This is a genomic window from Brucella pecoris (assembly GCF_006376675.1).
GTDB lineage: Bacteria > Pseudomonadota > Alphaproteobacteria > Rhizobiales > Rhizobiaceae > Brucella > Brucella pecoris.
On sequence record NZ_VEWK01000002.1, the window covers coordinates 602498 to 624664 of the forward strand.

A 22167-nucleotide genomic window follows, 5' to 3' on the forward strand; every position below is an offset into this window, starting at 1 on the left:
TCACGTACCCTTAAGTACGCTCCGCTCCGGTACTCGAAAATCACCATTTTCGCGCACACATGCCGCTTTTTGATTCAGGCTCTTATGAGTATTCAGCCAAACCGGCGAATACGCGGTTTGCGTTCGGTGCCGAGCATCAGTTCGCCCAGCGCCCAGACCAGTGCATCCAGCCGGTCCGGCGACCGCCCGCTGGAAAGACCACTGGTTGCGAAGTCGCACATTTCATCCTCCAGCGCCGGAAACCGTCCGGCATGGCGAATGCGTCCCTATTCGTAGAGAGCGGCCACAGGCTCAGCCCGCAGAAACTTGCTCCGCGAGGCGTGGCGCTTGAGAACCGGCACGCTGGCATCTTCCGCAGCCAGCACCGCCGCCACCATATCGCCGCCCTGATTGACCTCCGCGACGATGGCGTCGGCCTGATGCGCGTGAAAAAGCGCAATGGCCTTTCGCGCCCATTGATGCGGCTTTGCGGCGTTCATGCTGGCATCGCCAAGCACATGGCCGTTTCCTTCATCATCAAGACCGGCTACGACAATGCCACAGGCATCCGACGCCTTGCCCGACGAGGCAGGCGGGTCGATCGCCACCACGATACGCACCAGTTCCGGTGTTCCGGCCTCGAAACTTCGCTCGATGAGGTCGCGTGACCAAAGGGCGTCGGCGCGCTCCTCAATCAGTTCACCGTCGAGTTCCTGTCGCCCGAGACGCGTCCCGGCATAACGTCGGTTGATGGTCTGCATGAAGCCCTGCGCCAGATTGGCCGCGTTTTCTTCCGTCCGCATATGCGTCATCGAAACAGAGGCGTCGCTGATCAGGGTTTTCAGGAGCGGAACCGCACGCGGCGTCGTGGTTACGACCTGGCGGGGAAAGGTTCCCAGACGCAGGCCGAATTGCAGCATGTCCCACGTTTCCTGTGGGTTTTTCCATTTCGCAAGCTCGTCGCACCATGCGGCGTCGAACTGGGGTCCGCGCAGGCTGTCGGGGTCTTCCGAAGAATAAAGCGACGCCACCGCGCCGTTCTCCCATAAAAGCCTGCGGCGTGTTGCTTCATAGCGGGGGCGCGCCAGCCGCGACACGGCCAGAATGCCGGACGGTCCGTCCACCATCACCTCGCGCGCATCGCCAAGGGTTTCACCGACCAGCGCGATCTGCCCCGATGCTGTCCGTGCGAAAGGCGGCAGCCCCAGCGCCATGCCGGATGTCCATTCCGCCCCTGCCCGCGTCTTGCCGGAGCCGCGCCCGCCCATGATAAGCCATGTGCGCCAATCGCCATAGGGCGGCAATTGCGCATCACGCGCCTGGAACAGCCACTCCGTCTCCGCTGCTTCCACTTGCTGCGGCGTCAGGCCCGCCGTCCAGAATCTCCCGCGCCCGCCTTTCTGCAAGTTCGTTTATCCTCCTGTTTAATCGCGTCAGCGCCTTGCGTGTTTCGCTCAACGAGGCAACCGCATTGCTGGCGGAAGGCTGGGCGGTCGTCTTCTCCTCGGCAGTCAACTCACCGACGGATTTGACCGCGCGGGCAAGTGCCATCAGCGCTTCCGAGTTGCTCTTGTCCGGCAGGTCCCCGCCTTCGAGCAGCCGTTTAAGCTCCGTCTGCAGACGCTCCAGAATGGCATCGCGTGCCCGCTTCTCCGCATCAGGCTTTGCAGATGAACAGGCCAGGTTCAGACGATTGAGACGATTGAGATATTGGCTTACCGAGACAGACAGCAGTTCCGCCATGTCCGCGGGGTCTATACCGTGTGCAATCTGCAACTGATGTGCCAGGCGAATGCGCGCTTCTCCGCGCGCCGGCTTTTCCACAATTTTAAGCTGCATGTCCACAATTTTCACAATTGCTTTAAAAGACATAACCCCAGAAAGCCGATATAGCCTTCTGGGGTTATGCACACCGGTATCGGCTGGGGGTATATAGCGTAACCAGCGCCAGTCACAATTTTTCGACTGTACATGAAACCTATCAAAGCACCGTTACGCCGTCAAGGACTATTTTCCTATTATTTGAATTTTATCCTACATACAAAAAGCCGCCAGCGTTTTAACCATTTCACATGAGGTATAGCTTATTTATCTGCTATGATAGATGGGCGAGTTCCGCCTGTCTCCGAAACCAACCGTGCCGAAGTCAGTGTTCATGCGTAAAACGGCAGAAAAAGATTCCGGAAGCTTGAAGCGCAAGCCATTCAGGGTTTCGCGCCTGATCGGGCTCGACGCATGGATCGATTCCACCCTCTACAGCCTACGTTACAATCTTGGCGAATGGTGGGAAAACATCACCATTTTCTCACGCCGTTTTCGCGTGCGTGGTTTCCGGCGTTTCGTGGTCGAAGTTCTCGATGAGGGGTTCACGCTCGGCGTCGGCGGTGCGGTTCTGATGCTGGTTCTGGCCCTGCCAGCATTCGAGGAAACCAAGAAGGACTGGCGCGCGCAGGACGATTATGCCGTCACTTTCCTCGACCGTTACGGCAATGAAATCGGCCAGCGCGGCATTCTCCATCGTCAGGCCGTGCCTATCGATGAATTGCCGGATCATGTCATCAAGGCCGTCCTCGGCACCGAGGACCGGCGCTTTTTCGACCATTACGGCATCGACTTCTGGGGCCTGACGCGCGCGTTCAGCCAAAACATGCGCGCCAATGGCGTCGTTCAGGGCGGCTCGACCATCACCCAGCAGCTCGCCAAGAACCTTTTCCTCTCCAACGAGCGCACTATCGAACGCAAGATCAAGGAAGCCTTCCTCGCGCTCTGGCTGGAAAGCAATCTCAGCAAAAAGGAAATCCTGCAGCTTTACCTCGACCGCGCCTATATGGGCGGCGGAACCTTCGGTATCGCAGCCGCTTCGGAATTCTATTTCGGCAAGAGCGTGAAGGATGTCTCGCTGGCGGAAGCCGCGATGCTGGCCGGTCTGTTCAAGGCGCCGGCCAAGTTCGCGCCGCATGTCAATCTGCCCGCAGCGCGTGCACGCGCCAATGTCGTGCTTTCCAATATGGTTGAAAGCGGTTTTCTGAGCGACGGACAGGTGGCCGTTGCGCGCCGTCACCCGGCAAGCGTCATCGACCGTGCCAAGAATGAAAGCCCGGACTACTTCCTCGACTGGGCTTTCGAGGAAGTGAAGAAAGTCGCCGCCCACATTCCGCAGCACACACTGATCGTTCGCACGACACTCGACCGCAACCTTCAGAAGGCAGCGGAAGAATCGCTCGAATATCATCTGCGCCAGTTCGGCAAGGATTATAATGTTGCAGAAGCGGCAACCGTCGTCATCGCCAATGACGGGTCCGTCCGCGCACTGGTCGGCGGGCGGGACTATGGCGAAAGCCAGTTCAACCGTGCCACCAAGGCATTGCGGCAGGCCGGTTCGTCCTTCAAGCCTTATGTCTATGCAGCGGCGATGGAAAAGGGCCTGACGCCCAGCACCATCGTTTCGGACGCCCCGATAAGCTGGGGCAACTGGTCCCCGCGCAATTATGGCCGCAGTTTTGCGGGCCGTGTGGACCTGACGACAGCCCTTGTCCGCTCGTTGAACAGTGTACCCGTCCGGTTGGCGCGCGATTATCTGACCACCGCCCCCATCGTTGCCCTGACCAAGGCAATGGGCGTGGAATCGCCGATCTCCTCGCACAAGACCATGGTGCTCGGCACATCGGAAATGACGGTTATGGATCAGGCCACCGGCTTCAACGTGTTTCCGAATGCGGGAATGGCGGGCAACCGGCATGGCTTTACGCAGATCGTTTCCTCTGAAGGCAAGGTGTTGTGGGATTTCAGCCGCGATGCCCCGAAGCCGCACAGAGCGCTATCGGAAAAGGCGGCACTCGAAATGAATTCCATGCTGGTGCGGGTGCCCGAACGCGGCACCGGACGCCGGGCGGCATTGCCGATGACGCGGGTGGGCGGCAAGACCGGCACGACGCAGAATTATCGCGATGCATGGTTCGTCGGCTTCACCGGCAATTTCACGGCCGCCGTCTGGTTCGGCAACGACAATTTCACCCCGATGAAGGAAATGACGGGCGGTGTTCTGCCTGCCATGGCCTGGCAGCGGATGATGGCCTATGCGCATCAGAACATCGAACTGAAACCCATACCGGGCGTGACACCACCGTTCCCGGCACCGCCCAAGAAAAGCGAGCCGCAAGTGGCGAATGCCAAGCCGGAAGAAACCATGGCCGCACCGCCACGCGTACTCTCGCCCATGTCGACAAAAGTTATCAAGGAGCTGCATGACCGCTTCCTTGCGGCCCCGCCTCTGCCTAAGATCGCCGAGCGCACGAAAATTTCGGTACTCTGAGGGGCGATGTTCAAGAGGATATTCAACACGGCGATTGTGCTTGTGCTGGCGCTGGGCGGCGGCATCTGGAGCGTCGACAAGGTTCTCGACCGCTTTGAGGGTTTCGGTGAACTCCGTGTCGGGGTCTGGGGTGCCTATCCCGCAGCGGGCACGCCCGATGCCGACCCCTATTCCAAGGCCCGCGCAGCTCGCAAAGCCTATCTGCCGCTCGGAACTGCAGAAGGTCTTCCCTTCTATGCGCGCAGCGACAATAGCGGGCGCACGCTGCAGCGCGGTTGTACCTATCGCCTGAACGGCATGACCCCGCCTGCCCGCTTCTGGACCCTCTACCCCGCCACGCCTGATCTCGAGCCGATTAAGCCGCGCGAAGGATTGCAGGAAGCATTACATTCCCGCGAAGTGCTTTACGGCGATGACGGCAGCGTCACGATCACAATCGGCCCCGATGCAGCACCGGGCAACTGGTTACCAGTCGAAGGCAGCGGCGACTTCGTTCTAGTCATGACGCTCTACGACACGCCTGCCGCATCATCCTCCGGGCTCTCTGATCTGGTGATGCCAGGCCTCGCTCGTATCGCGGGTGCAAACAAGGGAGCGTGCCGTGGCTAGAATTGTCCACCTCCTTCTCCTCGGCATCGTGGGCGCTGCGATTGTTCATATCGCGGTTCTTTTCCTCGTTCCCTTCTATTCAGACAAGAACGCATGGTCACGGATCGAAGCTGGAAGCGAGCCATACCGTTTCCACCGGCTGGACGAGAAAACCGGCCCGGTCAGTGACAGCGATCCGCTCGTCCAGCAAGCCACCTGCCGCTTCGATCTCGCCGATGGCCCCGTACACATCACGACAGGAGCAAATGTGCCCTATTGGTCGCTGTCGATCTATGCGCCGAATGGGGACAATCTCTATAGCCTGAACGACAGCGTTTCCAACGAACGCAAGCTCGACCTGATTGTTGGTGCCGACCCGATCGGCATGGCAAGCCTGCGTTCAGATGGAACGCAGGCTGACGCCCGTTCAATCCTGATCGAGCAGAATATCGGCGAAGGTGCCGCCGTGCTGCGTGTTTTCGTGCCTGATGTGACTTGGGACACGGAAGTGCGGCGCTTCTTCAACGACGCACAATGCGCGCCCTTCGAAGGGCTCTGAAAACCGAAGCCAATGGCGTGTCTTTATGGCACGGTTAATGAGTTGCTAAGGCTTCATCGCTACTATTCGGAACACCGACCCATGCGGGGAGCATTTCCACGCCAACCGGCTGCTGCCGGATTCGTGATCTGCAATTTGGGGCGGGCGAGTTGTGTGCCTACCGGAGTATTCTGCGTGACAAATGAACAGTTCCGCGCCCTGGAGGATATTTCAGGCCACCGGAGCCCGTCGAATTCAAAAGCGGGGAAAGCCAAGGCGGACGACCTTCTGGCGGCCGCGATTTCGGCGTTTGCGGGTATCATGCGCCCCGGACGGCAGGATATGCAGCAGCTTGATGATCTTGCCATGCCGCTTCTCCAATGCGCTTCCACCCGAGGCAAGCGACACGCAGCCAATGCGCTGGCACAATTGGAGGACGCGCCCCGTCGTCTCATTCTGGCACTGGCTGACGAGCCCGTCGAAATCTCCGCGCCTATTTTGCTGCGCTCTCCCCTTCTACGCCCTTCCGACCTCGTCGAAATCATCGGCAAAAACGGTCTTGCCCATGCGCGCGCCATTGCGCGGCGCCAGTCCGGCGACGTTCTTCTGCAAGGCGTGCTGCGCAGTTTTGCCGATCCGGTCATCGACCGCACACTGACGCTTCAGGAAAACCTCGCCAATATCGAGGCCGAACCGCTCGAAAGACCGGACGTGCCTGATCTTTCCGCAGCCAGCACACCGCTGATGAAGGAAGACAGTTCCGAACGGCTGGCGCGCGCCCTGCAACAGCCTTTCTTCGAGGCAGGCGCCATCACCGGCTCGCAGCATCTCATCGATACCGCGCTTCTGATCGATAGCCAGTTTTTCCGCAATGCGCTGGCCGATGCGCTCGACCTGTCCTTCGAACGGTCCGACGCGATCATCGGACAGTGGCCGGATTCGCACCTGCCGATTGCGCTCAAAGCGCTCGGACTGTCGCCTGCGGAATGCTATCTCGTCATGACGGCCATTCTGGGCCCTATCGACACCAATCGCGATAGCCTGCGAGAGTTTGTGCATATTTATCGCTCCATCGACCGCGAAAAGGCGATGGCGCTCGTGCGGCGCTGGAAGGCGGAAGACATGTCGGCCATGCTGCGCGGCAAACTGCGTGAAATGGCCGAATCCGAAGACGACACCCCGCTCGTGGATGCCGCCAATTCCGATCACCCATCGCTTCAGCGATCCGTGAAATAGCCTGTACCGATTAGCGTTTCAGTACGCTTCTCCGTCCTGCGAAATCGAGAACAGTTCCGACGCATCGGCAATGTCTTCCAGTTCGACCAGCCACAGGTCCGGGTCGAAGCGGGTTTCCCGCGCCATGCGGTCGCTTGCCGCCATGTCATCGGCGTCGTGAAGAATGCGCAGAAACATGCGCTCCCCGTCATTATCCTCTTCATAAGAGGTTTGCGGTGCAGGCGAATATAGATCGCAGGTGCCGAAGCGCGAGCTTACCTTGATGAAGATGGCGCCCGCCTCCGGTGAACCGCGGCGGGCGAGATAGGCAAAGCCACCCGCGCCCTGCACCTTGCGGATCAATGCCGAAACCCAGAAATCGGATGTCAGGCGCATCGGGAACCCATCAGCTTATAAGGCCGATCTCGCGCATCTTCGCGATGAGTGTCGCGTCGATTTCGCCGGTCACAGGCATGCTGAACAGTTTCTGGAATTCGCGCACAGCTTCCTGTGTCGTCTTGCCCGGCTGACCGGTCACCGGCACGGTGTCATTGCCGAATGCCTTCAACCCGGCCTGCACGCGAATAATATCCTGTGAGGTCACTTTCCCCGATTGTACGGCAGGCGTTACTGCCACCTGCTTTTTCGGTGCCGGTTTTTCATAAGATGCGAGAGCGGGTTTCGGCTTTGAATCCGTTTCCGTCTTCAAGACCGCGGGCTGCGGACGCGGCGTCGGAACCGCGACCTCGATGGCTTTGGCAACCTCGTCCTGAGCCGGGACACTGTTTTGTACACCGGCCCGCAATTGCGCGGGGATGTTTGCCTCCTGCACGCCAAGCTTTTGCTGCAGGGCGCGCCAGCGCTCCACTGCTTCGCGAGTCTGTGGCCCGGTGAAACCATCCACCGGCCCCTTGTAGACACCAAGCGTCGACAGCCTCTGCTGCAGACGTGCGATTTCAAGATCGGCATTGGGCGCAAGTGCCGGCAGCATGTCGTCAACCGACGCGCTCATATTCAGCCGGTCTGCAGACAGGCTGGCCGCCTCCAGCGTCGGGGCCGCCTCATTGTTTACGGGTTCGACAGAAGCAGTTCCGGTCGATTTCGGCACGCTGTCGCTTGCTGCTGTTCCCGGCAGGACTGCGCGCGGCGTCGGTTTGAACACGAAATCCGGTCTGGTGCGGAAGAACACGGCGTTGTGCGCCTCCGGCTGATACCAAAGCGCATTCGCAGAGACGAAACTCATCACCACCAGAAACGCTGTTGCCCCGCCGGTCAGGACGGGGTTGCGGACGATGAAATCTCCGGCAGCAATCGCCAGCACCGAAGCCGATGTAAAGAAGGAGCGGAGGAGCCGCGATCCGAGACTACGCCGTTTTGCGGGTTTGCGCATTTTTCTGCTCCCGGATTTCGTCGTTCTGCCAGTCATTAAGCCTTTCCCCCTGGTGACGATGAATATCGATCACCGTGCCAAGTTCCTGATATTCGTCTTCTCCCATGACAAATTGCGGACCTGCCACCGGAAGGCGGATCGTGACGATCGTGCCTTCGCCGGGGCAGCTTTTCAGCAGCATCGTTCCCTGATGCAATTCCACCAGCCCCTTGACCACCGAAAGTCCGAGGCCGCTTCCCTCCTGTGCGCGCGTATAGTTATTGTCGGCACGCACAAACGGCGTGCCAATGCGCTGCATATCTTCCGGTTCGATTCCGATGCCCGTATCCGACACGCTGATTTCCAGCATCGGGCGACCGTCAGTCATCACGCGGGTCGCATCGATGGTGACGCAGCCACCGCTTTGCGTAAACTTCACCGCATTTCCGGCCAGGTTGAGCAGAATCTGCTGGACGGCCCGACGATCCGCTACCAGTTCACCAATGCCGGTGCCGACGCGATGGCAGAAGGCAACGCCTTTCTTTTCAGCCTGCGGCAGCATGACGGCGGTGCACATTTCGGCCGCCTCGAGAAAAGCGAAGTGCTGCGGGTCGATGCTGTAATTGCCGGTTTCCAGACGCGAATTGTCGAGAACCGCGTTCACAAGTTCCAGCAGATAGTGGCCGGACTGGTGAATGAGGCCCGCATATTCGCGCTGCTTCTCATTGGCGAGCTTCCCGCCCATTTCATGCGACAGCATATCGGAAAAGCCGATGATCGAATTGAGTGGCGTCCGCAGCTCATGGCTGACGGCGGCAAGCAGGCGGCCCTTGCCGATACGCTCTGATTCCAGTTCCGCTTTCAGCGTTGCGATCTCGTCCAGAAGCTTCTGCTCCCCTTCGAGCGAACGGCCGATCAGCGTAATGGCGTGGGCGCTTGCAGCCCCCTCAAGGCGATAGGTGCGGAAGAGCATATTGCCATCTTCGATGGAACGCAGGCGCACATCGATCTTGCGCGAAGCAGTGCCCGCACGAAGATCGGCCAGAAGCGAAAGATACTGCACACGGTCAGCCACATGAACGCGGTCGATCAGGGCAGTACCTTCCAGCATTTTAGGCTGTACGCCCAGAAGCTTCGCCGAATTCATATCGACCGAAGACACCACGCCATCCGAATCGAGACCAAACTGCACGTCGCCTGCAGCAATTGCGACTTGCGGCGCGCTGACATTGATCTGCGCGGGCTTGGAGGCACTCGCAAAGCCACGCGCAACAAGGCTCGCCGCATAGAATACGAGAACAGCGACGGACACATAGCTGCCGCCGGAAATGGCACCACCGCTTGCCGTCGCAAAATAGCCGAGAATCATGGCCGCGAATGCAGCACCTGCTGCGGCAGCGCCGGGCTTGCGGGTCACAAACCAGACCTCAAGCGGCAGAGCGGCTGCCATCAGCCACAGAACCGCATTGCCGGACGAAAAGGCGCCGATAGCGGCAAGACCCGCGCCATAGGCAGCGAAGTTCAGGCCAGCCAGAGCAGGCGCAGCGACGCCCATCAGCGACAGCGCACAAAGGATCATGGCGATGCCTGCAAAGCTGACGCTGAGAATCGCAAATTCCGTAAAGCCGGGTGTTACAGCGGAAGCAAGCAAGGCGGCACAAAGCAGGACCGGCACGGTGATGACCGAACCGATGACACGTATGGAGGCCGCATCGGGATTGGATACCCAGCGGCGGCAGAAACGTTCGAAAAAACGGCTGATCGCCTGCACGCTGGTGCGGGCGGCATCGGCTGTTTTCAAAAGAATGGCGTTCAACGTGCCGTACTCACTCAATACTCTTGCATGATCGAAACCGGAAAACCGTTCGCCGTGACGACACTCTTCCAGCCAGCAACAGATTGCAGCCGAGGCTTTAAAGAAACGATAAAACGGGACCGTCCAAAGCGGATAAGTGACGCGCCGGGTCTGCTTTTCTGCCTATGGTAAACAGAGAGTAGCGATCAGGTGGGTGAAACTACCACGATCACACAATTCTGACGTTCAATGGTCGCATTATGAATCGTTCAGTTACGGAATCTTTTCGAATTCATCCGACATTGGCGCAAACCAAAGGCTCTTAACAGCAAGAAGGCAATGATCCGTTTTCTCCTCAAATCCGTATTCTGGTTGTCGTTGGCATTCATCGTGATGCCGCACTTCTTCGCTGCGGATGAGCAAAACAAGCCGCAGGAGAAACCAGCCCTTGCCGAGACAAAGCGCGAGCCGGATTCAATCGACCAGCTTCTTGCCAATGGCAAAACCGCCGTGGAACTGGGCAAGCTGTGCATCGATAATCCGTCTTTCTGCCAGAACGGAACATCGCTTGTTTCCAGCGCCGGAAGCGGCCTTCTGGAAGGAAGCCGCGCTGCCCTCGAATATCTAAGCGACCGCTTCGGCACCAAGCCGCAATCACCTGCAAAAGCGGAGCCAACAACCGCCGAACCTGTACAGGCCGCGACCGGCATTCCCATCCCGACATCGCGGGAAGAAGCCCTGCGCGCACTGGACCGCCACTCGACCGGCGCGATTACACGCTAGAGCGCTTTTTTAACGCGCATCTTATCCGAAAACCGTTTCACACTTTTCGGGATGCGCTCGAGTTTTCCGTGACCTTGCGGCGTTTCATGACTATATAAGCGGCAAGAAACTTCTTTCAGGCGAATACCATGACCACGACCATCGATAGCATCATGTCCGATTTCGAATTTCTCGACGATTGGGAAGACCGCTATCGCTATGTCATCGATCTCGGCAAGGAGCTACCACTCTATCCCGACGATGCGCGCGATGCGGCGCACAAGGTTAAGGGCTGTGTCAGCCAGGTCTGGCTGAAGACGTTGCCGCAAAGCGGCAACGATCCGGTCATCGAGTTTCTGGGCGATTCCGATGCGCATATCGTGCGCGGTCTGGTGGCCATCGTGCTGGCGCTTTATTCGGGCCACAAGGCTTCGGAAATTCTCGCCGTGGACCCGGAAGCCATTCTGAAAAAGCTTGGTCTTGACGAACATCTGACGCCGCAGCGCTCCAACGGCCTGCGTGCCATGGTGGCACGCATTCGCCGTGAAGCGGAGCTGGCGAAAGAATCAGCCTAACAGTTTCTCGACCGACAGGGCTGCTGCCAGCAGCCTGTTGTCGGTACCGCCACGTGCGCTGAGCATGAAACCGGTCGGCAGTGTCATGCCGGGCATCGGTATGCTGATGCTACAGAGGTCAAACTGGTTTCCAACCTGCGTATCACGCAGGAGCAATCCCTCCACACGATCATATTCAGCTTCATCGTTACTGACCGAGGCAATCGTCGGCGCAACAATCGGCGTGGTCGGCGTTACAAACATATCGAAGCCGCTCAGGCGCTCATCCATCTCACGAACAAGCGTGGCGCGCGTTTCCATGATTCCGCGATAGGTTTCCATCGGCACCTTGATGCGGACGGACAGCGGGCGCTTCACACGGATATCAACATTGGCATCCGGATCGCCAAGCCAGGTCGATGCGTGGACATGGCTTGCCTCGATCCCGGCGATGGAACCGACACGTGTTACTTCGCGCAGGCGCTGGATCAGGTCATCGACCTCCAGGTCCGCAATGATCGCTCCCGCCTTTTCGAGAAGCGCGACTGACGCCTCGAAGTGCTTTGCGACATCCGGCTCCATATCGGCCAGAAGATAGCCCTTCGGCAGCGCGACGCGCAGCCCTTTGAGCGGCAAGGCGTCCGGCAACACTGGCGTTTCACCCGCCATGACCGCATCGGTGATAATGGCATCGGCCACCGTCCTCGTCAGCGGACCGATGGAATCGAGCGACGGCGCCAGCGGAAATACACCGTCAAGCGGAATGCGCCGGGCGGTCGGCTTGAAACCGACAATACCGTTCAACGCTGCCGGAATACGCACCGATCCGCCCGTATCCGAACCGATGGCGATTTCGCTTGTACCTTCTGCCGCCGAGACGGCAGCGCCCGACGACGACCCGCCCGCAACGCGCGTGGGATCAATGGCATTGCCCGGCTCGCCATAATGCGGATTGAGGCCGACCGGCGTGAAGGCGAATTCCGTCATGTGGGTTTTGCCGACGATAACCGCTCCCGCGTCGCGCAGACGCCGGACAATCGCGGCATCCCGTGTCGCCGGGGCAGCGGCGCGGCGAACAACCGAACCGGCAAGCGTCGGCTCTCCGGCAACGTCGAAAAGGTCCTTGATCGAAACAATACGCCCGTCGAGCGGTCCGAGCGCACGTCTGTCACGAAGACGCGCATCGGCTGCATCCGCCTCGGCCCGCGCCTGTTGTGCATAGACTTTGCTGAAAACACGCTCGCTCCTAGCTCGCGCTTCCAGTCGCGACAGGATGCTTTCCAGTCGATCCCGTACCGAATTCATGTGATTTCTCCCCACTTCCCCAACGGGTACAAAGTCCCTTTGAGAAAGAGGCGATAGCCCCACCCCCGAAAGGTGTCAATGAGGGTGTCACCTCATATAGTCTGTGGTCGCATCTGCGGTCGATAGTCGTCGGTTCCCCAATGCAGGACCGCGCCTCTGCCCCGTTCCTTTTCCAGTTGAGGGTTATAATGCCTGTGCAGCGTGGCCAGACCGACCTTGAGCAGCATCTTGGCCGAACGCACGGGCCATTGCCGCTCGCGCTCCACGGTTTCAAGACCTTTCAGGAAGCAGCAGATATCGACCAGAACGCCGTTCAGTTCCGGCCCGACCGCCTCCAGCGCCCGCTCGACACGGATACGGCTGGCAAGTGCAATATCGGTCAGCTCGGCCATGCCGCCCGGCCCGCTGCGCCCGCCTCCGACACTGGTATCCCAGCGCATTGTCACAGACGGCATCAGCGATCCGCGCGTGAAGTCGGCGCGCAGCCTTTCACCGGCAAGAAACTCGTTTTCCGAGATGAAGGTAGAACCGTTCGCATTCTTGCGTCTGTAGAGCATGGCGAGCGGCGATTCTTCCAGGTTGATTTCGACCCTTTCGCCCTGCAGGTACTCGATGGTCTGCGTGTTTCCTGCCAGACGGGGTAACGGCTTGCCGTCCTCCTTCGACCGCTTTGCGCAATGCCGCGATGCAACAAGACGCTCCTCGTCCCAGCACAGCAACCCCTTCTTCTGCATGACCTCCAGTTCGGCACGGGAAGCGGCGATGGTCCCCTGATCCGTGGCGAGCAACACATGCGTAGCGCGAACCGAATCCTGAACCTCGCAGCCTCCATTCTTCAAAAAGCGCATGATTCTCGCTTCAGACACCGACAACTGCTTGGTCATGCCGCCAACCTCCAGGCCGTGAAAGCACTTTGCGCAATCCGCTCGAATGTCGAGACGATTGCATCGAATTCGGTATCGTCGCGCATGTCTTCCACCAGATGGCAGGCATGCATCACAGTTGTCCGGTCCCGCGCAAATCCGGTGGCCACTTCACGCATCGCCATGCCGAAAGCTGTATGCGCGACATACATGCCGATCTGCCGCATGCGGGCGACCTCCCGCCTACAACGCAACGGAGAGCGCAGCTCAGTACCGGAAACACCGAACATGGCCACGAGCAGATCGATAAGGGCATCGCACAGCACCATATTCTGCTGTTGCCGCGATCGGTCGGCGACGCCCTCCACCCTTTCGATACTAAGGCGTCGCCCATGCCGCGCCGCAAGCAACTTCAACGCTTCGAAAGCTTCCGCCCGCGTATGAATGACATCCGATAGTTCCAAAGACATTCATCTTTCCTCGCCAGAATAGGAATATCTTCTTATACGGAGGAAAATGCAAGTGTGGATAAGTTTCGTAAAATGAATTGCCGTCTTTGGTTAGTTACGGCAGTTCTAACATAGACTAAAGCCTTGCCATCACAGCATTAACCCGCCTCTATCAAAGGCGATCCATCACCATTTTACAGAAAAATCCGGCAAAATCTAGGAATATTATCCAACGCCATTTCACGTGGCTCATGCTCACTGGTATCGAGAAATGAGGGATTTTCGCCATGGAAGCAGATCTTAAACATGCCCGCGCACTATTTTTTGTCCGACAAAAGCAGAATCAACTAACGGCCATGCAGCGTATTGCTTTGCAGATCATTGCGGGCATCGATCGGGATGAAGTTCTCAAAGCACCGCAAGAGGAGAAGGAACGCACCAAACGGCGCCTCACACGTCTCATGGAAAAAGAGCGGCTAAAAGGCACGTGCGGTCACTGGAGTTATGACCTGAACCGGCACATTGCATTGAAACAGGCTTTCGACCGGATCGGTTGAAAAGACCATCAGCTTCCGGAAATTCTTAAAAACCCAAAAACAAAATGGCCGGTATCGAAAAGCGTGAGCTCAACAATACCGGCCATTTTGATAACACTTACAAGAACAGATGTGACGAAGCGTAACCTGCTCGGGAGTCAGGTCGATTAAGCCTCCTTAGGCTTGCGGCCCAGGCCCATCTTCTTTGCCAGACGCGAACGAGCAGCAGCATAGTTCGGAGCGACCATCGGGTAATTCGGGTCAAGATCCCACTTTTCGCGGTACTGTTCCGGCGTCATGTTGTAATGGGTCATCAGGTGACGCTTCAGCGACTTGAACTTCTTGCCGTCTTCGAGGCAGATGATGTAATCATCATGAACCGACTTCTTCGGATTGACGGCAGGCTTCGGCTTCTCAACGATGACGGGCGCTTCTTCGCTTTCGACGTGACGCTTGAAAGCGGCATGTACTTCGGCGATCAGCAGCGGCAATTCACCAGCGCGAATCGAATTATTGCCGACATATGCAGCTACAACATCTGCAGTAAGGCTCAGAAGCAGTTCTGCGCTCTCGTCGTGCGTGTCCAGATTTTCCATCAGATTTCCTTTTTACTTCTTATTGTTGCGTAATCGACGACTGGAGATCCCCGCCTGCCATCGTCGTTACGTATTCCAAAACTCTGCCCCATCCGTTCGCGACTGCGAATATCAGTTGATAATGTCATTTGCAATAGAATTGTCAAACCACATTACATTACTGACAAGTCTTTCTTCTTGAATCGGCAAATAGAAAAACTCGAACTCAACCTTGCTAAGATTGGGAAACTTTGAATCGCGATGTGTTCGCGTCGCCGCCCCTGTCATTTATTGAAGGATATGGATGAAGCCGCAGTTCACTGCCGCGCTTCCTTTAATTTGCCCGACCAGTGTTAGCAATAGTTTTCTCCCTCAAGTTTTCTTGTACGAAGCTCAAGACTAACACGTTTCCGCTACGTAGCTTTTGGCCGCAGAATCGGGCCTCAAAAAGGCATCGCTCAAATATATTTCAACGGAATCAACTCGCTTTCGCCTTTTCGGCCAACTATATAAATACCAGTATCACCCGCCAGAAGGCACGGCTTACCGGCCTTGCAGCAAATCGAAACAGTTTTCATTGGAATTGTGGATGTCTCAAAGCTCCTCCCAACTTCAACCGCCGCATGCAGCCAAACATCCGGTCAATGACACCCGCCACGGGATCACACGCACTGACGATTATGCTTGGTTGCGCGCAGACAATTGGCAGGAAGTATTCAAAGATCCGTCAGTTCTGGCCCCCGAAATTCGTTCGCATCTGGAAGCAGAGAATGCTTATCAGGCAGCCCTGATGAACGACACGGAAGTACTGCAGAAAACGCTGTTTGCCGAAATGCGCGCTCGCATCAAGGAAGACGACTCGTCCGTTCCCGCCAAGGATGGTCCATTCGCCTATGGCGTGTCCTATCGCACCGGTGGCGAGCAGCCCTATTTCATTCGCACGCCACGTGACGGCGGCACGGAAACCATCCTTCTTGACGGCGATGTCGAAGGCAGGGACAAGGCCTATTTTCGCCTCGCTTCGGCCGATCATGCGCCGGATCACAAGCTTTTGATCTGGGGATATGACGACAAGGGATCGGAATTCTACAAGCTGAAAGTCCGCGATCTGTCTTCCATGAAAGACCTTGAGGACATTGTTACCGATACCAATGGCGGCGGCGCTTGGGATGCGAAAAGCGAAGGCTTTTTCTATACGCGGCTCGATGAGAACCATCGACCCTCCAAGGTTTTCTATCATAAGGTCGGTACGGATCAGGCGGACGACCGGCTGATCTATGAAGAAAAAGACCCCGGCTTTTTCCTCGGTGTCGGCGGTTCGGCGCTGGACGATTATATCTTCATCGATATTCATGACCATGAAACGTCGGAATGCTGGCTCCTTCCCGCCAACGATCCGGCGGCGAAGCCGCAGCTCGTCATGGAGCGCAAGACCGGCACGGAATATGACATCGCGCCGGGCGGCGATGTGTTCTACATCCTGACCAATGCGGATGGCGCCAAGGATTTCAAGATTTGTCAGGCACCGGCATCAGCGCCGCAGAAGGAAAACTGGGTAGAGGTCGTAGCGGAAAAGTCGGGACGGCTGATCCTGTCGCACTCCGCCTACAAGAATCATCTTGTCTGGATGGAGCGCGACAACGGCCTGCCGCGCATCGTGATCCGTGATCGCGAGACCGGCGAGCAACACGCCATCGCCTTCGACGAGGAAGCCTATTCGCTCGGTCTTCACGGCAGTGCCGAATATGATACGGATGTGATCCGCTTTTCCTATTCGTCCATGACCACGCCGGAACAGCTCTTCGACTACAATATGCGCACGCGCGAGCGGAAGCTTTTGAAGACGCAGGAAGTTCCTTCTGGGCACAACGCCCAAGATTATGTCACGCGCCGCATCTTCGCAAAAGCAACGGACGGCGAACTGGTGCCGGTATCCCTACTCTATCACAAGGATACGAAGCTCGACGGCTCGGCGCCTTGCCTGCTCTATGGCTACGGTTCCTATGGCATCACTATTCCCGCAAGCTTCAGCACCTCGCGGCTGTCGCTCGTGGATCGCGGCTTCATCTATGCCATTGCCCATATTCGTGGTGGCAAGGACAAGGGTTTTGCCTGGTACGAAAACGGCAAGCGTGACAAGAAGGAGAATACTTTCACTGACTTCATTGCCGCCGCGCAGCACCTTGTCGCTGAAGGCTTCACCAGCCATGACCGCATCGTTGCTCATGGCGGTTCCGCAGGCGGCATGCTGATGGGCGCAATTGCCAATATGGCGCCCGATGCGTTCGGCGGCATCATCGCAGAAGTGCCGTTCGTCGATGTGCTGAACACAATGCTGGACGACACCTTGCCGCTGACCCCGCCGGAATGGCCGGAATGGGGCAATCCGATCACTTCGGAAGCGGATTACAGGATCATCGCGGGCTATTCGCCCTACGATAATGTCAGCCGTCAAGCTTATCCGGCCATATTGGCCGTGGCAGGGCTCACCGATCCGCGCGTCACTTACTGGGAGCCTGCCAAATGGGTCGCCAGACTGCGTGAACTCAAGACCGATGATCACCCGGTCCTGTTCCGTATCAATATGGATGCGGGCCATGCCGGTGCGTCTGGTCGCTTCTCGCGGCTGGAAGAAGTTGCCTACACTTATGCCTTCGCGCTCAAGGTGACGGGCAAGGCGGGCGACACGCTCTGATCCTCGACGTTAAGCATCGCATCCAGATTTTAAGGTGCGATGCTTCTCCATTGGAGAAAGTGTACTATTTCGCTTATAATCTTACAGTATTGCTCAATAGCTATTCTTTTTAAGGAGAGTTCGATGCTGCGTCAGGTCATTGCTGTTTTTCTCACTTCCGCATCGCTCGCGGTTACAAGCTTTGTCGTGCTGCCGATGTCGGCTGAGGCGCAGGTGCGCAAGGACGTCAGCGAATATGCAGGCCAGCGCTGCAATGTGCCGAAAAAAGGCAGCGGCATCATCGTCGGCCAGTTCAGCGGCGTTGACGACTCGCCCTTCATTACCGGCGGCGACGGGCTGGTCCCGATCGACCGTGTCCGGTGCTTCAGCAGTATGTCAGAATGCAAGGGCTGGCTCTATACGATGCAAAGCAAATACACCAATGCCGGGGCCGCTACTCTGGTGCGTTGCACCAAGCGCTGAATCCGAATTGTAAGAACTGCGGTTTTCACGAAGCGCTGCGAATGGCATCCTCCCACCGTTCGACACATCGTCTTCGGTTTGGGAGGATCGGAAATGCAGCAGCAGGCCAGCTATGTTCCCAGCTATGTTCATGGTGCGAGTGACAAGCTTCTCATCGGCAATACGATCGGTCGGCATCTCGACCAGGTCGCGGAGAAATATCCCGAGCGGCCGGCCGTCATCGTCCGGCACCAGAATGTCCGGCTGACCTATTGCGAACTCAGACAACTGACTGACGAACTTGCCGAAGGCTTTCTCGCCATAGGGCTGCGCCCCGGCGAACGTCTCGGTATCTGGTCGCCGAACAATCTCGAATGGATACTCACCCAGTTTGCAAGCGCAAAGGCGGGCCTGATCCTCGTCAACATCAACCCGGCCTATCGGGCACATGAACTGGAATATGTGCTGGCAAAAGTCGAATGCGCAGCACTCATCCTCGCGCCGTCACTGAAGACCAGCAATTATATCGATATCCTGCGCAGCATCGTTCCTGAACTGGATGAAGCCCGCCCCGGTCATCTGATGTCGGAGCGGCTTCCCACTTTGCGCTGCGTGATCCGGCTGGGCGCTGAACAGACACCCGGCATGCTGAATTTCGGCGATGTTGCCCAATCCGGCGATGAGGTCACGCACGAAGAACTGGCGCAGCTTGCCGAAGAACTACAGTTTGACGATCCCATCAATATTCAGTTCACCAGCGGCACGACCGGCAGTCCGAAGGGCGCGACGCTCTCGCACCACAATATCCTCAATAACGGTTTTTTCGTCGGCGAGGCGATGCAGCTTTCCGAACAGGACCGGCTCTGCATTCCGGTACCGTTCTATCATTGCTTCGGCATGGTGCTCGGCAATCTTGCCTGCGTGACCCATGGTTCCTGCATGGTGATCCCCAACGACAGTTTCGATCCCCTTCTCACGCTCCAGACTGTCGAGGAAGAGCAATGCACCGGCCTGCATGGCGTGCCGACAATGTTCATTGCGATGCTCGATCACCCGGAGTTCAGCCGTTTCAACCTCTCAAGCCTGCGCACCGGTATCATGGCCGGATCGCCCTGCCCCATCGAAGTGATGCGGCGTGTAGTGAGCGAGATGCATCAGAGCGAAATCACCATCGCCTATGGCATGACCGAGACAAGCCCGGTCAGTTTCCAGAGCTCAACGACCGATCCAATGGAGCGGCGCGTGTCCACGGTCGGGCGCATTCACCCGCATCTGGAGGTGAAGATTGTCGATGCGGATGGCAAGGTGGTTCCGCGTGGCGAAAAGGGTGAATTGCTAACACGCGGCTACAGCGTCATGCGCGGCTACTGGAACGATGCGGAAAGTTCTGCTGGCGCCATCGACGATGCGGGCTGGATGCACACGGGAGACCTCGCGACGATAGACGAGGAAGGCTATTGCAACATTGTCGGGCGCATCAAGGATCTCATCATTCGCGGCGGCGAGAACATCTATCCGCGCGAAATCGAGGAGTTTCTATTCACCCATCCCGCGATCAGCGATGTCCAGATTTTCGGCATTCCCGACCGCAAGTTCGGCGAAATCATCTGCGCATGGGTGAAGCTGCACAAGGACGGCGAGCTAACTGAGGAAGAACTTGCCGAATATTGCCGGCAGCAGATCGCACATTACAAGGTTCCGGCCCATATACGCTTCGTGGATCAGTTTCCGATGACTGTGACCGGCAAGATCCAGAAATTCGTCATGCGGCAGGTCATGATCGATGAACTTGAACTGCAGGAAATTCGAACGGCGTAACGAGGATCGGGACTACCGATCAAATCGTCATATTCACTAACTAATGAATACTGACCCTAATATTTTCGCTCATGGCGGCTTGCAAAGCGAAGGCGAGAATGCATATTACGTAAACGTAAGATTTTTGGGAGAGTCTCCATGGAAGAACTGATCGCGCGCATCACCTCCAAAGTCGGTATCGATGCGGCAACGGCAGAAAAGGCAGTCGGCATGATCCTCGCCTTTCTGCAGAAGGAAGGCCCGGCAGCCGAGGTCCAGAAGCTCCTGGCTGCGTTTCCCGGCGCTGAAGAAGCAATTGCCCAGGTCAAGGGCGGCGGCTTCCTGTCCGGCCTGATGGGCGGCGTGATGGGTCTCGGCTCCCAGCTCATGGGTGCGGGCCTCGGCATGGGTGAAATTTCCGGCGTAGCCAAGGAAACCATCCGCTTTGCCAAGGAAAAGGCCGGTGATGAACCGGTTGACGCCGTCATTGGCGCAATTCCGGGCCTTGGCCAGTTCGTCTGATCGAAGTTTGCATGCTCGAAAAGGCCCCGGTTTCCAGGGCCTTTTTGTTTTTGTCTTTCATCATTTAACCCGGCCCAGTATAAAACAATAGTATTTCAGTCATGTTTTTCACGATAACGTGAAATCTGTGTAATAATCTCTATAAATTCAAAATGATACTTGCCGCATTGGGGATTTAACCGGTGCGATGATTGCAATGTCCCGGATTGTATCGGATATTTGAACCAAGGGACGAAGTCTGTTCAATTTTTAAATGCGGAGGATCGCATGCGTTTGTTTTTCCTGACTGTCAGCGCTGCAGCGGTAATGGTCGCCGGTGTTGCCCAAGCTGATGTCACAGCCGATCGTCAGGCCATCATGAAGGACCTCGGACGTTTGGTCGGGTCGATTGCACCCATGATCAAGGGCGAGAAACCGTTTGACGCCGCCACCGCGCTTGCCGCGCTGGAAAAGATCGATGCAGATGCCAAGAAGCTCGATGTGGACGCTTTGTTCCCAGCAGGTTCTGATCAGGGCGATACCGAAGCTTCGCCGAAAATCTGGGAAAACAAGGACGACTTCGTCAAGCATGTCGAGAAATTCCAGACGGATGCTGCTGCAGCACTGGCCGCCAAACCACAGGATCTGGATGCGCTGAAGCCAGCCTTCCAGCAGGTCGCCGCCAATTGCGGTTCCTGCCATCAGGCCTATCGCGTCAAAAAGAACTGACATCCACGGTTGACATAGAGCGCACCGGACGGAAACATCCGGTGTGCTAGATCAGTTTGAGCAAATGGGCGGAGCGGTTCCAGCGGCTTCGCGCAGATGTAACTGTCATGCCGAATTACAGCCACAAGAGCGGCCCGCTGTTGCTGGAACCGCCACACGGGAACGGATAGAATGGTCCGAAAACTGGCATATGTCGCAGGCGCCGTGGTCCTGGTTGGAGCCGCGGCTTTCTGGATTCTGACCACGCCGCAAAAGGTGGACGCGACCGTTCTGGATGCGATGAAGCCCGGCGACCCGGTGAAGGGCGAACAGGTTTTCTGGGCGGGCGGCTGTGCTTCCTGCCATGCCGCACCGGGTGCATCCGGTGATGCACGCAAGGTTCTGGCGGGCGGCCATGAATTTGTTTCAGATTTCGGAACATTTATCGCGCCCAATATTTCCCCGTCCGAGCAGGGTATCGGCACCTGGACCATCCAGGATTTCACCAATGCAATGTTGAAGGGTGTCGGCAAGCAGGATGAGCATCTCTATCCGTCCTTCCCCTACACGTCCTATACAAGAATGCAGCCGCAGGATGTGGCAGATCTCTTTGCCTTTATGAAAACGCTGCCGCCATCCAACAATGTCGCAGCACCGCACAAGCTTTCCTTCCCATTCAATATCCGGCGCGGGCTCGGCCTCTGGAAGCAGCTTTATCTGACCGATCAGCCTGCGGTGGAAATCGCAAATGCTTCCGATCAGGTGAAACGCGGTCAATATCTGACTGAAGCACTTGGCCATTGCGGTGAATGCCACACGCCGCGCAATATCATAGGCGGCCTGAACACCGGCCAATGGCTTGCCGGAGCATTGTCGCCGGAGACCGGCAGCGATGGAAAAAGGGGCATTGTACCGAACATTACGCCGGATGAAGCGGGCATTGGCGGGTGGAGCGAGAAAGACATCGCCTATGCGCTGCAAAGCGGCTTTACACCGGATTTCGATTCGCTCGGCGGATCGATGACCGATGTGGTTGCAAACATGGCCCATCTCACCGAGGCGGACCGCAACGCCATTGCTGCCTATCTGAAAGCAATTCCAGCCCAGCCGAACGGCTATCCTGCGCGTTGAAGTTGCGTTGCAGCCTTCGTCAGCCACCGCGTCCAAGGCTTTTCCCCAAGGCTT

At 57.4% G+C, this 22167-nt stretch carries 21 protein-coding genes and 1 pseudogene; 13 read left to right on the plus strand and 9 right to left on the minus strand.

The annotated features are described in order from the left end of the window. Positions 1 to 92 precede the first annotated feature (92 nt). A pseudogene (locus FIB18_RS06290) lies at positions 93 to 1385 on the minus strand (DNA-packaging protein). Next, complete coding sequence (locus FIB18_RS06295) at positions 1291 to 1818, minus strand: hypothetical protein (RefSeq protein ID WP_140019889.1); 528 nt, start codon at positions 1816 to 1818, stop codon at positions 1291 to 1293. The pseudogene FIB18_RS06290 and the gene FIB18_RS06295 overlap by 95 nt, the downstream one beginning before the upstream one ends. A gap of 316 nt (positions 1819 to 2134) precedes the next feature. Between FIB18_RS06295 and FIB18_RS06300 the strand changes: the two genes are divergently transcribed. From FIB18_RS06300 to FIB18_RS06315, 4 genes are all read left to right on the plus strand, one after another. Next, a complete protein-coding gene (locus FIB18_RS06300) occupies positions 2135 to 4291 on the plus strand; it encodes a penicillin-binding protein 1A (RefSeq protein ID WP_140019890.1) in 2157 nt (718 codons plus the stop codon). Between the two features lie 6 nt (positions 4292 to 4297). After that, complete coding sequence (locus tag FIB18_RS06305; RefSeq protein ID WP_140019891.1) at positions 4298 to 4900, plus strand: DUF1214 domain-containing protein; 603 nt, start codon at positions 4298 to 4300, stop codon at positions 4898 to 4900. Next, a complete protein-coding gene (locus tag FIB18_RS06310) occupies positions 4893 to 5438 on the plus strand; it encodes a DUF1254 domain-containing protein (protein WP_140019892.1) in 546 nt (181 codons plus the stop codon). The genes FIB18_RS06305 and FIB18_RS06310 overlap by 8 nt, the downstream gene beginning before the upstream one ends. A gap of 174 nt (positions 5439 to 5612) precedes the next feature. Further along, positions 5613 to 6653, plus strand: coding sequence for a DUF2336 domain-containing protein (locus FIB18_RS06315; protein ID WP_140019893.1), 1041 nt, complete (start codon positions 5613 to 5615; stop codon positions 6651 to 6653). A gap of 18 nt (positions 6654 to 6671) precedes the next feature. Here FIB18_RS06315 and FIB18_RS06320 read toward each other — a convergent pair whose 3' ends face one another. The 3 genes from FIB18_RS06320 to FIB18_RS06330 are packed head-to-tail and all read right to left on the minus strand — an operon-like array spanning position 6672 to position 9817. Next, positions 6672 to 7028: a DUF1491 family protein gene (locus FIB18_RS06320; protein WP_140019894.1), complete on the minus strand. Its 357-nt coding sequence runs from the start codon at positions 7026 to 7028 to the stop codon at positions 6672 to 6674. A 10-nt stretch (positions 7029 to 7038) separates the two neighbouring features. Then, on the minus strand, positions 7039 to 8022 hold the full coding sequence (locus tag FIB18_RS06325) for a peptidoglycan-binding domain-containing protein (protein WP_140019895.1): 984 nt from the start codon (positions 8020 to 8022) through the stop codon (positions 7039 to 7041). Then, entirely contained in the window at positions 7997 to 9817 is a 1821-nt protein-coding gene (locus FIB18_RS06330; RefSeq protein ID WP_140019954.1) for a sensor histidine kinase, read from the minus strand. Before FIB18_RS06330 ends, FIB18_RS06325 begins: the two co-directional genes overlap by 26 nt. 318 nt (positions 9818 to 10135) lie before the next feature. Here FIB18_RS06330 and FIB18_RS06335 point away from each other — a divergent pair, with 318 nt between their 5' ends. Together FIB18_RS06335 and FIB18_RS06340 are read left to right on the plus strand one after the other, a co-directional pair. Continuing rightward, positions 10136 to 10579 carry a hypothetical protein gene (locus FIB18_RS06335; protein ID WP_140019896.1) on the plus strand — a complete coding sequence of 148 codons (444 nt, stop codon included), beginning with the start codon at positions 10136 to 10138 and terminating at the stop codon, positions 10577 to 10579. Between the two features lie 128 nt (positions 10580 to 10707). After that, positions 10708 to 11133, plus strand: coding sequence for a SufE family protein (locus tag FIB18_RS06340; protein WP_140019897.1), 426 nt, complete (start codon positions 10708 to 10710; stop codon positions 11131 to 11133). Here the strand turns inward: FIB18_RS06340 and FIB18_RS06345 are convergent. From FIB18_RS06345 to FIB18_RS06355, 3 genes are all read right to left on the minus strand, one after another. Continuing rightward, positions 11125 to 12417, minus strand: coding sequence for an amidase (locus tag FIB18_RS06345; protein WP_140019898.1), 1293 nt, complete (start codon positions 12415 to 12417; stop codon positions 11125 to 11127). The two genes, FIB18_RS06340 and FIB18_RS06345, sit on opposite strands and share 9 nt — an antisense overlap. A gap of 92 nt (positions 12418 to 12509) precedes the next feature. After that, on the minus strand, positions 12510 to 13301 hold the full coding sequence (locus FIB18_RS06350) for a DUF6456 domain-containing protein (RefSeq protein ID WP_140019899.1): 792 nt from the start codon (positions 13299 to 13301) through the stop codon (positions 12510 to 12512). Continuing rightward, positions 13298 to 13744, minus strand: coding sequence for a helix-turn-helix domain-containing protein (locus FIB18_RS06355; protein ID WP_140019955.1), 447 nt, complete (start codon positions 13742 to 13744; stop codon positions 13298 to 13300). The genes FIB18_RS06350 and FIB18_RS06355 overlap by 4 nt, the downstream gene beginning before the upstream one ends. Before the next feature lie 272 nt (positions 13745 to 14016). Between FIB18_RS06355 and FIB18_RS06360 the strand changes: the two genes are divergently transcribed. Continuing rightward, on the plus strand, positions 14017 to 14286 hold the full coding sequence (locus FIB18_RS06360; RefSeq protein WP_140019900.1) for a cytoplasmic protein: 270 nt from the start codon (positions 14017 to 14019) through the stop codon (positions 14284 to 14286). A 146-nt stretch (positions 14287 to 14432) separates the two neighbouring features. On the opposite strand, the gene FIB18_RS06365 is transcribed toward FIB18_RS06360, so the two are convergent. After that, positions 14433 to 14861, minus strand: a complete 429-nt coding sequence (locus FIB18_RS06365) for a MucR family transcriptional regulator (RefSeq protein ID WP_140019901.1) — start codon at positions 14859 to 14861, stop codon at positions 14433 to 14435. A 568-nt stretch (positions 14862 to 15429) separates the two neighbouring features. Here FIB18_RS06365 and FIB18_RS06370 point away from each other — a divergent pair. The 6 genes from FIB18_RS06370 to FIB18_RS06395 all read left to right on the plus strand — a co-directional run bounded on the left by FIB18_RS06370 (position 15430) and on the right by FIB18_RS06395 (position 22113). Further along, the gene (locus FIB18_RS06370) at positions 15430 to 17535 is read left to right on the plus strand and encodes a S9 family peptidase (protein ID WP_140019902.1); all 2106 of its coding nucleotides are present in this window, start codon (positions 15430 to 15432) and stop codon (positions 17533 to 17535) included. A 123-nt stretch (positions 17536 to 17658) separates the two neighbouring features. Continuing rightward, complete coding sequence (locus FIB18_RS06375) at positions 17659 to 17997, plus strand: hypothetical protein (protein WP_140019903.1); 339 nt, start codon at positions 17659 to 17661, stop codon at positions 17995 to 17997. A gap of 93 nt (positions 17998 to 18090) precedes the next feature. Continuing rightward, the gene (locus tag FIB18_RS06380; RefSeq protein ID WP_140019904.1) at positions 18091 to 19794 is read left to right on the plus strand and encodes an AMP-binding protein; all 1704 of its coding nucleotides are present in this window, start codon (positions 18091 to 18093) and stop codon (positions 19792 to 19794) included. Between the two features lie 138 nt (positions 19795 to 19932). Then, positions 19933 to 20295 (plus strand): DUF2267 domain-containing protein, encoded by a 363-nt coding sequence (locus FIB18_RS06385; RefSeq protein ID WP_010661572.1) that lies wholly within the window; start codon positions 19933 to 19935, stop codon positions 20293 to 20295. Between the two features lie 267 nt (positions 20296 to 20562). Then, on the plus strand, positions 20563 to 21003 hold the full coding sequence (locus tag FIB18_RS06390) for a c-type cytochrome (RefSeq protein ID WP_140019905.1): 441 nt from the start codon (positions 20563 to 20565) through the stop codon (positions 21001 to 21003). A gap of 171 nt (positions 21004 to 21174) precedes the next feature. After that, entirely contained in the window at positions 21175 to 22113 is a 939-nt protein-coding gene (locus FIB18_RS06395; protein ID WP_140019906.1) for a cytochrome c, read from the plus strand. Positions 22114 to 22167: the final 54 nt, after the last annotated feature.